The 13,258-nt window shown below is 73.0% G+C and carries 11 protein-coding genes; 9 read left to right on the top strand and 2 right to left on the bottom strand.

The annotated features are described in order from the left end of the window. Positions 1-11: 11 nt before the first annotated feature. Positions 12-1,799, bottom strand: coding sequence for a beta-glucuronidase (gene uidA, locus OOT42_RS07615; RefSeq protein WP_273654271.1), 1,788 nt, complete (start codon positions 1,797-1,799; stop codon positions 12-14). 122 nt (positions 1,800-1,921) lie between these two features. Between uidA and OOT42_RS07610 the strand changes: the two genes are divergently transcribed. The 5 genes from OOT42_RS07610 (at position 1,922) to OOT42_RS07590 (ending at position 7,028) form a co-directional block, all read left to right on the top strand. Then, entirely contained in the window at positions 1,922-2,953 is a 1,032-nt protein-coding gene (locus OOT42_RS07610; protein WP_273654270.1) for a LacI family DNA-binding transcriptional regulator, read from the top strand. A gap of 120 nt (positions 2,954-3,073) precedes the next feature. Next, positions 3,074-4,486, top strand: a complete 1,413-nt coding sequence (locus OOT42_RS07605) for a mannitol dehydrogenase family protein (RefSeq protein ID WP_273654269.1) — start codon at positions 3,074-3,076, stop codon at positions 4,484-4,486. 38 nt (positions 4,487-4,524) lie between these two features. Next, positions 4,525-5,763, top strand: a complete 1,239-nt coding sequence (gene manD / locus OOT42_RS07600; protein WP_273654268.1) for a D-mannonate dehydratase ManD — start codon at positions 4,525-4,527, stop codon at positions 5,761-5,763. Further along, positions 5,760-6,287: a gluconokinase gene (locus OOT42_RS07595; RefSeq protein WP_273654267.1), complete on the top strand. Its 528-nt coding sequence runs from the start codon at positions 5,760-5,762 to the stop codon at positions 6,285-6,287. The genes manD and OOT42_RS07595 overlap by 4 nt, the downstream gene beginning before the upstream one ends. A gap of 9 nt (positions 6,288-6,296) precedes the next feature. Beyond that, a complete protein-coding gene (locus OOT42_RS07590; RefSeq protein ID WP_273654266.1) occupies positions 6,297-7,028 on the top strand; it encodes a hypothetical protein in 732 nt (243 codons plus the stop codon). Here OOT42_RS07590 and OOT42_RS07585 read toward each other — a convergent pair. After that, entirely contained in the window at positions 6,964-8,178 is a 1,215-nt protein-coding gene (locus tag OOT42_RS07585; protein ID WP_273654265.1) for an ROK family transcriptional regulator, read from the bottom strand. The genes OOT42_RS07590 and OOT42_RS07585 overlap by 65 nt on opposite strands. A 77-nt stretch (positions 8,179-8,255) precedes the next feature. Between OOT42_RS07585 and OOT42_RS07580 the strand changes: the two genes are divergently transcribed. The 4 genes from OOT42_RS07580 (at position 8,256) to OOT42_RS07565 (ending at position 13,218) form a co-directional block, all read left to right on the top strand. Next, positions 8,256-9,929 carry a glycoside hydrolase family 13 protein gene (locus OOT42_RS07580; RefSeq protein ID WP_273654264.1) on the top strand — a complete coding sequence of 558 codons (1,674 nt, stop codon included), beginning with the start codon at positions 8,256-8,258 and terminating at the stop codon, positions 9,927-9,929. A gap of 84 nt (positions 9,930-10,013) precedes the next feature. Beyond that, the gene (locus OOT42_RS07575) at positions 10,014-11,357 is read left to right on the top strand and encodes an ABC transporter substrate-binding protein (RefSeq protein ID WP_273654263.1); all 1,344 of its coding nucleotides are present in this window, start codon (positions 10,014-10,016) and stop codon (positions 11,355-11,357) included. Positions 11,358-11,389: 32 nt separating this feature from the next. Continuing rightward, entirely contained in the window at positions 11,390-12,319 is a 930-nt protein-coding gene (locus tag OOT42_RS07570) for a carbohydrate ABC transporter permease (protein ID WP_273654262.1), read from the top strand. Beyond that, a complete protein-coding gene (locus OOT42_RS07565) occupies positions 12,319-13,218 on the top strand; it encodes a carbohydrate ABC transporter permease (protein WP_273654261.1) in 900 nt (299 codons plus the stop codon). Before OOT42_RS07570 ends, OOT42_RS07565 begins: the two co-directional genes overlap by 1 nt. Positions 13,219-13,258: the final 40 nt, after the last annotated feature.

Below are 13,258 nucleotides of genomic sequence, written 5' to 3'. Positions count from 1 at the left end.
CCGCGTCGCGGTCAGTCACGGCGCGTCCAGCGTCGGCGCAGCAGGTGCGCGGCGGCCTTCGGCCGGCGGTCGCGGGTGAACACGCCCTTCTTGTTGCCGTCGACGCGGAACACGGACGCGGTGGCGGTCCGGAAGTCGGCGAAGTTCCACACGTGCTCGCCGACGACGGCGTCGACCGAGTCGAAGACGCGGTGGTTCATGTCGAGGTACTCGACCTGGTACTCCTCCGACCACGGCTCGGGCGTCATGGAGTGCAGGCCGGCGACGGTGTCGGCGCCGTACTCGGTGATGATGATCGGCTTGCCCTCGGTCGCCCACTCCTGGAGCTCGGCACGCCACGCGTCCTCGGCGGCGGCCAGGTCGCCGGTGTTGACGTACCAGCCGTAGTAGCGGTTGAGCATGAGGACGTCGCCGAGCTCGGAGACCTGGCACTTGCCGTGCGGCGCGAGCATGACGTTGACGAAGCCGACGGGACGCGTCGGGTCGAGCTCGCGCGTGAGCGCGAACAGCGGCTCGAAGTAGCGGCGCGCGGCGTCGGTGTCGGACTCCGGCTCGTTCGCGATCGACCACAGCACGACGCTCGGGTGGTTCTTGTCGCGTCCGACCAGCTCGCGGATCGCCTGCGCGTGCGCGGCCTGCGCGTCGTCGTTCACGGTCTCCGGGGAGAAGGTCGTGTAGTTCTGCCCGCCGAAGATGCCGCCCGCGAGGCCCATGTTCTGGCCCACGGCGGCGACCTCGTCGATCACGACGACGCCCGCGCGGTCCGCGTAGTCGTAGACCTCCTCGGCGTACGGGTAGTGCGACGTGCGGAACGAGTTCGCGCCGATCCAGTCCATGAGCTCGAAGTCGTGGACGAGGTAGGCGTCGTCGTGGCCCTTGCCGCGCACGGGCGTGTCCTCGTGCTTGCCGAAGCCGCGGAAGTAGAACGGCTCGCCGTTGATGAGGAACTGCGCGCCGCGGACCTCGACGGTCCGGATGCCGACGCTCTGGTGGTAGGCGTCGACGACCGTGCCGTCGCCGTCGATCACCGTGATCTCGGCGTCGTGCAGGTAGCCGTGGCCCGGTGCCCACAGGTGCGCATCGGGGACGGTGAGCGTGCCCGACGCACCCGCGGACTCGGCGACCACGGCGCCGTCGGCGTCGCGGAGCGCGACGTGCACCGACGTGCCCTCGACGGTCCCGGCGACGGACACGTCGTAGCGGACGAGACCGGTGGTGCCGTCGACGTCGGTCACGACGGTCACGTCGTCCACGTACGTCGTGGGGGTCGCGTACAGCCACACGCTGCGGTGCAGGCCCGCGAAGTTGAAGAAGTCGTGGAAGTACTGCTGCCGGCGGCCGTGCGGTCCGTCGTGGACCACGCCCGGCGGGATCGTCTGGAAGGTGAGCTCGTTGTTCACGACGACCGTGACGCGGACCTCGTCGCCGGGCGTGACGAGCGCGGTGACGTCGGCCTCGAACGGCGTGTAGCCGCCCTCGTGGCGGACGACCTCGGTGCCGTCGACCCAGACGACCGCGGCGTGCGTCGCCGAGTCGAGCCGCAGCACGACGCGCTCCCCCGCCCAGCCACGCGGCACGCGGACGACGGTCTGGTACCAGGCGTCGCCGACGTGGTCGCGACCCTCGGTGCCGACGAGCACGTCGTTGTAGCTCGCCGGCACCGGCATGCGGCGCGCACCGACCAGCGGCCCGTCCTGCCAGCCCGCGCGGCGCCCCTCGCCGGTGGCGTCGAGGCGGAAGTCCCACAGCCCGTCGAGCGCCTTCCGCTCACGTGTGGCGGTGTCCTGGGGACGCAGCATCGGTGCTCTCCTCTCGTGTCCCGCAGCGGCGGTCGGCGCGGGTTCTTCCCCTATTGGGTGCCCGGGCGCAGCGGGACGACAAGCGGTTGCCACGAGTTGTCGTGCGACCTAGCGTCGCGGGCATGGGCGAGGAGCCGCCCGGGACCGCCCGGAACCCGCCGACGATCTACGACGTCGCCGCCGAGGTCGGCGTCGCACCGTCGACGGTGTCGCGCGCGTTCTCCCGCCCGGGCCGCGTCAACGCCGAGACGGCGGCGCGCATCCACGAGGCCGCGGAGCGGCTCGGCTACCGCGCGAACCCCCTGGCCAGGGCGCTGCCGACGGGCAAGACGTCGATGATCGCGCTGATCGTGTCGGACGTGACCAACCCGTTCTACTTCCAGATCATCCGCGGCGCGGAGCAGGCGACCGCGGAGCGCGGCTACACGCTGCTCGTCGCGGACGTGCACGAGGACGCGGTCGTCGAGCGCCAGGCGATCGAGCGGTCCGTGCCCTTCGTCGAGGGCCTGGTGCTCGGTACGTCGCGCATGTCGGACTCGGCGATCCGCGTGATCGCCCGCCAGCGGCCGACCGTCGTGCTCAACCGCGTGCTCACCGGGATCCCGAGCGTGGTGACCGACAACGCGCGAGGCATGCGTCGGGCCGTCGAGCACCTCGGCGCGCTCGGCCACCGCACGATCGTCTACGTGGCCGGACCCGAGGCGTCGTGGGCCGACGGCGTGCGGTGGCAGGCGCTGCGGGAGGCCGCGCACGAGCTCGAGCTGCGCGCGCAGCGCGTCGGACCCGTCGCGCCGACGCTCGAGGGCGGCGCGGACGCGGCCGAGGCCGTGGTCGCGAGCGGCACGACGGCCGTCGTCGCCTACAACGACCTCGTCGCGATCGGGCTCATGCGGCGCCTCCAGCAGCAGGGCGTGCGCGTGCCGCGCGACGTGAGCGTCGTCGGTTTCGACGACATCTTCGGGGCGGACCTGTGCTCGCCCGCGCTCACGACGGTCGCGGCACCGCTGGCCGCGCTCGGCAACTACGCGGTCCGCACGCTGCTGCAGGAGGCCGGGTCCCGGACACCCCGCGACGTCCGCCCTGCGCGGCTGCCGGCCGCGCTCGTCGAGCGCGAGTCGACCGCGCCCGCCCCTCGTCGTCGCCGCGCGCACTGACGCGTCCTGCTCGGCCCGGGGACAACTCGTGGCAACCGATTGCCATGACGCTGCGCCGTGGCGCTCAATCGAGGGGCAGGCGGGACCGACCGGGTCTCGCCCCGTCGAGAGGGTCGCACCGTGCAGACGCCCACCTGGTCGCGCCACCACCCCGCACCACCCGTGCGCGTGGTCCACCTCGGCCTCGGCGCGTTCGCGCGGGGCCACCTGCTGTGGTTCACCGAGCAGGCGAACGCGTCCGTGCCGCCCGGCGAGCGCTGGGGGGTCGCCGGGTTCACGGGCCGTTCGCCGCGGGTCGCCGAGGCGCTCGCGTCGCAGCGGTGCCTCTACACGCTCGTGACGCGCGGACCCGACGGTGACACCGCCGAGCAGGTCGAGTCGCTCGTCGAGGCGCACGACGGCACCCGTGGCGCCCGCTGGCGCGCGCTGCTGTCGCGGCCCGAGGTCGGCGTCCTCACGCTCACGGTGACCGAGGCCGGCTACCGGCGCGACACGAGCGGCGCGCTCGACGTCCAGGACCCCGCCGTCGCCGCCGACACCCGCCTGCTGCGCCGGCTCGTCGCGGGTCGTGGCGGCCCGGGCACCTCCGCCACCACCGCGCCCGGCAAGGTGCTCGACGGGCTGCGCGCCCGACGCGCCGCGGCCGCGGGACCGATCGCCGTCGTCAGCCTCGACAACCTGCCCCACAACGGGGCCGTGCTGCGCCGGGTCGTGCTGGACCTGGCCGACGCCGTCGACCCCGGCCTCGCCGCCTGGGTGCGTGAGCACGTGTCGTTCGTGTCGAGCATGGTCGACCGCATCACGCCGGCCACGACCGACCAGGACCGGCGCACCGCCCGCACGCTCACGGGACGCGTCGACCGCTCCCCCGTCGTCACCGAGCCGTTCCGCGAGTGGGTGCTCCAGGGCGACTTCCCCGCGGGCCGCCCCGCGTGGGAGCACGCCGGCGCCCGGTTCGTGCCCGACGTCGCGCCGTACGAGCGTCGCAAGCTGTGGCTGCTCAACGCGGGTCACTCGCTGCTCGCGTACGGCGGCCTGCGCCGCGGCCACGCCACGGTCGCGCAGGCGTTCGCCGACGCCGAGCTGCGGCCCGCGCTCGAGGCGCTGTGGGACGAGGCGCGCGCCGTGCTCGGGCTGCCTGACGACGAGGTCGACGCGGCGCTCGCCGCGCTGCGCGCGCGGTTCGGCAACGCCCGCATCGAGCACCGGCTCGACCAGGTCGCGCTCGACGGCGCGCAGAAGATCCCCGTGCGGGTGCTCGCCGTGGCGCGCGCCCGACGCGACGCGGGACTGCCCGTCGGCACGGCCGGCGCGCAGGTCGTCGCCGACTGGCTGCGCCACCTGCTGCTCACCGCGCACACCGGCGCCGACCCCGCCGACGGCTACCTCGTCGGCCGGCTGCTCGGCACCGCGCCCCGCGACGTCGTCGCGCAGACCGTGGCGTCGCTCGCACCCGACCTCGCCGACGACGACGCGCTCGTCGCCGCCGTCACCGCGTCCGTCGACACCGGCGTCCTCGACGCCGTCCGCTGACCCACCGCAGCCCGACCACCCCGTCCCAGGAGGACACCATGCAGATCGTCGCCGCCGACGTCATCGTCACCAGCCCCGACCGCAACTTCGTCACGCTGAAGATCACGACCGACGAGGGCCTCACGGGCCTCGGGGACGCGACGCTCAACGGGCGCGAGCTCGCCGTCGTCGCGTACCTGAAGGAGCACGTCGCGCCGCTGCTGATCGGGCGCGACCCGCACCGCATCGAGGACACGTGGCAGTTCCTCTACCGCTCGGCGTACTGGCGGCGCGGTCCCGTCACGATGGCCGCGATCGCGGCCGTCGACATGGCGCTGTGGGACATCAAGGGCAAGGCCGCCGGCATGCCCGTCTACCAGCTCCTCGGCGGTGCGTCGCGCACCGGGCTGCTCGCGTACGGGCACGCGTCGGGCAAGGACCTGCCCGAGCTGTTCGACTCGATCCGCGCGCACCAGGAGCAGGGCTACAAGGCGATCCGCGTCCAGACGGGTGTGCCGGGCCTGAAGTCGATCTACGGCATCGCGTCGAACGCGACGTTCGAGGCCAACACCGGCGTCCGCTACGACCACGAGCCCGCGCAGCGCGGCGCGCGCCCGACCGAGGAGGACTGGGACACGCGCTCGTACCTGCGGCACGTGCCGACGGTGTTCGAGGCGGTCCGCAACGAGTTCGGGCCCGAGGTCCCCCTGCTGCACGACGGGCACCACCGCATGACGCCGATCCAGGCCGCGAGGCTCGCGAAGTCGCTCGAGCCGTACGACCTGTTCTGGCTCGAGGACTGCACGCCGGCCGAGAACCAGGAGGCGCTGCGGCTGGTCCGCCAGCACTCGACCACGCCGCTCGCGATCGGCGAGATCTTCAACACCGTCTGGGACTACCAGCAGATCATCCGCGAGCAGCTCATCGACTACGTCCGGTCCGCCGTGACGCACACGGGCGGCATCTCGCACCTGCGTCGCGTCCTCGACCACGCCGCGCAGTACCAGATCAAGTCCGGCATGCACGGGCCGACCGACGTGTCCCCCGTCGGCATGGCGGCCGCGATGCACCTGGGGCTGTCGATCCACAACTTCGGTATCCAGGAGTACATGCAGCACGGCGCCCGGACGAACGCGGTGTTCCAGCAGTCGTTCACGTTCGCCGACGGGATGCTGCACCCCGGCGACCAGCCCGGGCTCGGCGTCGACCTCGACGTCGACGAGGCCGGGAAGTACCCGTACGAGACGGCGTACCTGCCCTACAACCGGCTCGCCGACGGCACGGTGCACGACTGGTGACCGGGATCGCGCTCCCGGGCAGCGGCGCCGTCCCGCGGGTCGTCGTCATGGGCGTCTCGGGCTCGGGCAAGTCGACCGTCGGGTGGCTGCTCGCGCGACGGCTCGACGTCGCGTTCGTCGACGCGGACGGCCTGCACCCGCCGGCCAACGTCGCGAAGATGACCGCCGGCGAGCCCTTGACGGACGCCGACCGGCTGCCGTGGCTGAGGGCGGTGGCGGCCGAGCTCGCCGCGGCCCCGGCCGGTGCGGTCGTCGCGTGCTCGGCGCTGCGCCGCCGGTACCGGGACGTCCTGCGCGACGGAGCCCCCGGCGTCACGTTCGTGCACCTCGACGGCAGCCGTGACGTGCTCGCCGCGCGGCTCGCGGCACGGCTCGACCACTTCATGCCCGCGTCGCTGCTCGACTCGCAGCTCGCGACGCTCGAACCGCTGGACGCGGACGAGGCGGGCGTGGTGCTCGACGTCGGCGAGACGCCCGACCGGCTCGCGGAGGCGACCGCCCGCCGGGTGACGGTCGCTGCCTAGGGTGATCCGGTGGACGCGGTGGTGCGCTGGACCGGCTCCGTCGCCGCCGACGTGCAGTGCGAGGCGGCCGACGGGTCCGTCACGGAGCCCGTCGCCGCGCTGACGAGCCTCGCGTTCGTCGTCGGGGCGGTCGTCGTGCTGCTCGTCGCCCGGGGCACCGACCCGGCCGGTACCGGCGTGAGTCGGGTGCGCACCTTCGCGGGCCTCGTGGCCGCGACCGGCGTCGGCTCGCTCGTCGAGCACGGGCCCGACCCCGCGTGGTCGGACGTCGCGCACGACCTGCCGCTGCTCGCGACCCTGGCGTTCCTCGCCGCGGACGCGGCGGCGGACCTGGCCGGCCGCACCCGCGTCTGGTGGTGGTGGGCGCTCCCGACCGTCGCGCTGCTCCCGGTCGTCGTGCTCGCCCCGCGGGCGGGCGACCTCGCGCAGGTGGGGGTCGCGGCGGTGGCAGTCGTGCTCACGGTCCTGCGCGCCCGCGCGCGCCCGGCGCTGCGGCGAGCCGTCGCGGTCGCGCTCGCGCTCCTCGTGGTCGGCGCCGCCGTGGGCACGGCGGCCCGTCCCGGCCTGCCGTGGTGCGACCCGTCGACGCCGTGGCAGGGGCACGGCGTGTGGCACGTCCTCGCGGCGGCGGCGCTCGTGGTGCTCGCGTCCACCGTGGGGCGCACCGGCACGGGTGTCAGCGCAACGTCGCCGGCTCGATCTCGAGCGCGTGCGCGCGCACGTGGTCGAGCGCGCGCTTGACCGCGCCCACCGACACGACGTCACCCCCGAGGTCGGATGCGAGCACCTGGATCCCCGGCGGGTCGAGGTAGCGGTCGAGCTCGTGCCGCACGAGGGCGAGCAACGGCTCGCACGAGTCCGCGACGGCACCCGCGATGATGACGCGCTCGGGGTCGTAGATGCTCGCGAAGGTCGCGACGACGCGCGCGAGCAGCGCACCGGTGTGCTCGAGCACGCTCACCGCGAGCGGGTCCTCGTCGCGTGCGGCGGCGAAGACGCTCTCGGCGTCGAGCACCGCGGGGTCGAGGTCCTGCAGGACGGAGCCGGCGTGACCGTCGAGCCGGTGGAGCTGTGCGCGGGCGTCGTCCCGGACGATCGCGGCGATGCCGTCGGCGGACCCGACACCCTCGACGAGGTCGAGGTAGCGCATCTCGCCGACACCCCCGTGCGCGCCGCGCAGGAGCCGTCCGTCGTCGACCACGCCCGCGCCGAACCGCTCGCCCGCGAGCAGCGTGACGTGGCAGCGCGCGTCGCGGCCGTGCCCGCGCCAGTGCTCGGCGACGGCCGCGAGGTTGGCGTCGTTGTCGGTGATCGTCGTCCAGCCCTGCCGCGCACGCAGGTGGCCGCCGATGTCGGGGTTCATGCGCGCCCAGAACGGGTTGTCCTGGAAGGCGGTCCGACCGTCGCGGTCGACGGGCGCGGGCACACCCACCGCGACCGCGAGCACGCTGCGGGGGGCCGCACCGGCGGCGGCGAGCGCGTCGAGCGCGGCCTGCTCGACGAGCACCAGGCGGTGCTCCGCCGTGCCGTCGACGGCCGCCACCGGCAGCTCGGTGCGTGCGAGCGCCTCGCCGCGCAGGTCGGTCACGGTCGCGCACACGCGGTGCTGGCCCGCGTCGACGCCGACGACGACCCCGGCGCGCGCGTCGAACGCGTACCGGCGCGCCGGGCGTCCACGCCTCGGATCCCCGGCGGCCCGCTGGCTCTCGAGCTCGACGACCCAGCCCTGCGCGATGAGCTCGTCGCAGACGTCGTGCACGGTCGCGCGCGACAGGCCCGTGGCCTCGATCAACGCCGTGCCGGTGACCTCCTCGGCGTCCCACACGTGGTCGAGCACGAGGCGCGTGCTGACCTCGCGCAGCCGCCTCGTCGAGACCGGGACCGTCTCCACCCTTGACCTCCTCCGCCGTCTCGCGTCACTCTAGTGCCACGACTTAAATTTAAGCCGTAGATCAAACAGGGGGACGGATGACCTCGATGACCGTGCTCGGGAACGTGGCGGCGGGACTGCCGGAGAAGGACGCCACGTGGTGGCGGCAGGCGGTCGTCTACCAGATCTACCCGCGCAGCTTCGCCGACTCGAACGGCGACGGGATCGGCGACCTGCCGGGCATCACGGCCCGGGTCCCCTACCTGCGCGAGCTGGGCGTCGACGCGGTGTGGCTCAGCCCGTTCTACCCGTCCGCGCTCGCCGACGGCGGCTACGACGTCGACGACTACCGCGACGTCGACCCCCGCATCGGCACGCTCGCGCAGTTCGACGAGATGCGCGCCGCGCTGCACGCCGCGGGCATCCGCGTCGTCGTCGACATCGTCCCCAACCACACCTCGAACCGGCACGTCTGGTTCCAGGAGGCGCTCGCGTCGCCGCCCGGGTCGCGTGCCCGCGAGCGCTACGTCTTCCGCCGCGGCCTCGGCGAGCACGGCGAGCTGCCGCCGAGCGACTGGACGTCGACGTTCGGCGGCCCCGCCTGGCACCCCGCGGGCGACGGCGACTGGTACCTGCACCTGTTCGCGCCCGAGCAGCCCGACCTCAACTGGGCCGACGACGAGGTGCGCCAGGAGTTCCTCACGACGCTGCGCTTCTGGGCCGACCGGGGCGTGGACGGCTTCCGGATCGACGTCGCGCACGCGCTCGCGAAGGACATGGCCGAGCCGCTGCCGACGCAGGCCGACCTCGACGCCGACATCTGGGGCGGCGCGCACCCGCTCGAGGACCGCGACGAGGTGCACGACATCTACCGCGAGTGGCGCCGCCTGTTCGACGAGTACGACCCGCCGCGCACCGCGGTCGCCGAGGCGTGGGTGCCCGCGCACCGCCGCTCGCGGTACGCCTCCCCCGAGGGGCTCGGCCAGGCGTTCAACTTCGACCTGCTCGAGGCGTCCTGGGACGCCGCGTCGTTCGCGTCGATCATCGACAAGAACCTCGAGCTGGCGCGCGAGTCGGGCGCGTCGTCGACGTGGGTGCTGTCCAACCACGACGTCGTGCGGCACGCGACCCGCTACGGCCTGCCCGACGGGACCGACCTGGCCGCGTGGCTGCTGACCGACGGCACCGACCCCGCGCCGGACGAGGAGCGGGGCCGTCGCCGCGCCCGCGCCGCGACCCTCCTGACCCTCGCCCTGCCCGGCTCGGCGTATCTCTACCAGGGCGAGGAGCTCGGGCTGCCCGAGGTCGCCGACCTGCCCGCCGACGTGCTGCAGGACCCGACGTTCTTCCGCTCCGGCGGTGAGCAGAAGGGCCGCGACGGCTGCCGCGTGCCGCTGCCGTGGGCGTCGCACGGCCCGACGCTCGGGTTCGGCGACGAGCGCGCGCACCTGCCGGTGCCGGCGTCGTTCGCGCGGTTCGCCGTGGACCGCCAGGAGGCCGACGACGCGTCGACCCTCGCGTTCTACCGGCGGGCGCTCGCCGCACGGCGGCGCCTGCAGACCACCGAGACGCTCACCTGGCTCACCAACGTCCCCGCCACGGTCGTCGCCTTCGCGCGGCCCGGCGGCTGGGCGTCGATCACGAACTTCGGCACCACGAGCGTGCCGATGCCCGCCGGGCAGGTCGTCGTGTCGAGCTCCCCGCTCGACGGCGACCACGTCCCCGCGGAGACGACGGTCTGGCTCCGGCTCGCGGACGCGCCGGTCGACTGACGACGGTCCGGGCGGGTGCCGCGGCACCCGTCCGACGCCGGCGGCACCCCTGCCGCCGCACGACACCCGAGGGGAGACGACGCCGTGCCCACGTCCAGGACCGCACGACCGCCCGCACCGCAGCCACCGCCCGACCCGGGCGCCACCCCCGTCCCGTCGCTCGCGTCACGCGACCTGTCCCGACGTGCGTTCCTGCGCGGCGTCGGCGCGGTCGGCGCGGGCCTCGCGCTGGGGGCGTGCGCTCGCGGGGCGGGCGGGTCGAGCACCACCGAGATCGTATTCTTCCAGTCGAAGCCCGAGGTCATCGGCTACTTCGACGACCTCATCGAGCAGTTCCACGAGTCGCAGAGCCGCGTGCGCGTGCGGCACGACGCCACGTCCAACCTCGCCGGGTCGTTCGTGCGCGAGTCGCCGCCCGACATCGGCTGCCTCAACTACAACTTCGAGATCTCGCGCTACGTCGAGCGCGGCGTGCTGAGCGACCTCGCCGACATGCCCGAGGCGGCGCGCATCCGTCCGGACCTCCAGCCGCTCATCGACGTGACGGCCACCTACCCGGACCGCACGAGCGTCATCCCGTACTCGCTCATGGCCGCGGCCGTGCTCTACAACCGCACGATCTTCGCGGAGCACGACCTCACGCCGCCGACGACCTGGGACGAGCTCATGACGGTGTGCGACACGCTGACCGAGGCGGGCGTGACGCCGATCTACGGCACGTACAAGGACCCGTGGACGATCGCACAGGGGCCGTTCGACTACTCGGTCGGCGGCCGGCTCGACACCACGCGCTTCTTCAACCAGCTCAAGCGCCAGGGCACGAACGTCGGGCCCGACTCGCCCGTGTCGTTCGAGAAGCAGTTCCTCGAGCCCGTCGAGCAGATGCAGCAGCTCCTCCCCTACGACAACCCGAACGCGGCGAGCCGCGGCTACGGGGACGGCAACCTCGCGTTCGCGAGCGGCGAGGCGGCGATGTACCTGCAGGGGCCGTGGGCCATCGGGGAGATCGCGAAGACGAACCCGGACCTCGACGTCGGCGCGTTCCCCCTGCCCATGACGCGCGACCCGGACGACCGCAAGGTGCGGGTCAACATCGACCTCGCGCTGTGGATCCCCGAGGGGTCGCGCAAGAAGGAGGCGGCGCGCGAGTTCCTCGCGTTCCTCATGCAGCCCGAGGTCATCGACGCCTACAACGCGCACGCGCTCGGCTTCGGCGTCACGACCGACGCCGCGCCCGTCACGAACCCGACGCTCGTCGAGCTCCAGGAGTACTACGACCGCTCCGCGTTCTACCTGGGCGCCTCGCAGCTCGTCCCGCAGTCGATCCCGCTGCAGAACTACACGCAGTCGCTCGCGGCCGGCGCCGACCCCGAGCCCGTGCTGCGCACGCTCGACGCCGACTGGCGGCGTCTGGCCTTCCGCTCCTGACGACGCTCCGCCTCCCACGAACGGAGACCACCATGGCCACCGCAGCCGCGACCCGGCCGCGCCGGAGCGACGTCGCTCCCCCGCGCCCGCCGACCTCGAAGGACCGCCCGCGGGTCAACCGGACGTTCTACCTGTTCCTCGTGCCCGCGCTCGTGCTGTTCACGCTCTCGATCACCCTCCCGGCGATCATGGGCATCACCCTGAGCTTCACCGACTCCGTCGGGTTCGGGGAGTTCCAGTTCACCGGGATCACCAACTACCTGGCGCTGTTCTCCGACCCGGCGATCCGCAGCTCGTACGCGTTCACCATCGGCTTCGCGCTCGTCACCGTGATCCTGGTCAACGTCGTCGCGTTCCTCCTCGCGGTCGGGCTCACCGCGAAGATCCGCGCCAAGATCGCGCTGCGCGCGGTGTTCGTCCTGCCCATGGTCATCTCGGGCATCGTCATCGCGTACGTCTTCAACTTCCTGTTCTCGAACTCCGTGCCGCAGCTCGGGCAGGCGGTCGGGATCACGGCCCTCGAGCAGAGCCTGCTCGCCAACCCGGACCTCGCCTGGGTGACCATCGTCATCGTCACCGCGTGGCAGGCGATCCCGAGCGCGCTGCTCATCTACATCGCGGGCATCCTGTCGATCCCGGGCGAGGTGTACGAGGCCGCCGCCATGGACGGCGCGACGCCGGTCCGGCGACTGCTGTCGATCACGCTCCCGCTCGTCGCGGGGTACGTCGTCATCAACATGGTGATCGGCTTCAAGAACTTCCTGAACGCCTACGACATCATCGTCGGCCTCACCAACGGCGGCCCCGGCACCGCGACCCGCAGCGTCGCCATGACGATCTTCACCGGCTTCACCGGCGGCGACTACGCCTACCAGATGGCCAACGCGACGATCTTCTTCCTCATCGCCGTCGTGCTCGCCGTCGTCCAGCTGCGCCTGACCCGCGGAAGGAACGCGTTCTGATGACTGCCCAGACGCTCGTCACCACGACCCCCGGCCAGGTGCCCGTCCGCCGGCGCCGGCGCTTCCTCGGCCGCGGCGGGGAGGACCGCCCGAGCTGGGGCGCCACGATCACCCTGCTCGTCTGCTCGATCGCCGTGTTCCTGCCGCTCTACGCGACACTCACCATGGCGTTCAAGACGACCGCGCAGTCCGTCGACGGCCAGGTGTTCTCGCTGCCGTCGCCGTTCAGCGTCGACGGGTTCGTCGAGGCGTGGCGGCTCACCAACTTCCCGCGCGGCTTCGCGATCTCCGTGTTCGTCACCGCCGTCACCGTCGTCGGCACCGTCGTGCTCGCGTCGTTCGCCGCCTACGCCATCGCCCGCAACTGGGACCGGAAGTTCTTCCGCTTCTCGTTCTTCTACCTGCTCGCGGCGATGTTCCTGCCGTTCCCCGTGCTGGCCCTCTCGCAGGTCAAGCTCACCGGCATGGTCGGGCTCGCGAACCCCGTGGGCGTCGCGCTGCTGCACGTCATGTTCCAGCTGTCGTTCAGCGTGCTGCTGTTCACCGCGTTCATCCGCGGCCTGCCCGAGGAGCTCGAGGAGAGCGCGCGCCTCGACGGCGCCACCACCTGGATGGTGTTCCGGCACATCGTCTTCCCGATGATGGCGCCCATGAGCGCGACCGTCGCGATCTTCGCGTTCCTCGCCTCGTGGAACGACTTCATGATGCCGTCGCTCATCACCGCCGACTCGACCCTGCAGACGCTGCCGGTGCTGCAGAGCGTCTTCCAGACGCAGTTCAGCAGCAACTACAACGTCGCGTTCGCGTCCTACCTCATGGCGATGGCGCCCGCGATCATCGTCTACCTCTTCACCCAGCGCTGGGTCATGGCCGGCGTCACGCAGGGGGCGATCAAGTAGCGCCGGCGCACGACCGTCGCCCGGCGGGTGTCGGCGACGA

This window comes from Cellulomonas fimi, assembly GCF_028583725.1.
GTDB lineage: Bacteria > Actinomycetota > Actinomycetes > Actinomycetales > Cellulomonadaceae > Cellulomonas > Cellulomonas fimi_B.
The sequence above is the reverse complement of the archived record's forward strand: the minus strand, read 5'-3'. Positions and strand labels throughout refer to the sequence as shown.

What these genes read in the sequence shown, in the direction of transcription:
- uidA (WP_273654271.1), bottom strand. Translation starts at nt 1,799, where the DNA reads ATGCTGCGTCCCCAGGACACCGCCACACGTGAGCGGAAGGCGCTCGAC.
- OOT42_RS07610 (WP_273654270.1), top strand. Translation starts at nt 1,922, where the DNA reads ATGGGCGAGGAGCCGCCCGGGACCGCCCGGAACCCGCCGACGATCTAC.
- manD (WP_273654268.1), top strand. Translation starts at nt 4,525, where the DNA reads ATGCAGATCGTCGCCGCCGACGTCATCGTCACCAGCCCCGACCGCAAC.
- OOT42_RS07580 (WP_273654264.1), top strand. Translation starts at nt 8,256, where the DNA reads ATGACCTCGATGACCGTGCTCGGGAACGTGGCGGCGGGACTGCCGGAG.
- OOT42_RS07570 (WP_273654262.1), top strand. Translation starts at nt 11,390, where the DNA reads ATGGCCACCGCAGCCGCGACCCGGCCGCGCCGGAGCGACGTCGCTCCC.
- OOT42_RS07565 (WP_273654261.1), top strand. Translation starts at nt 12,319, where the DNA reads ATGACTGCCCAGACGCTCGTCACCACGACCCCCGGCCAGGTGCCCGTC.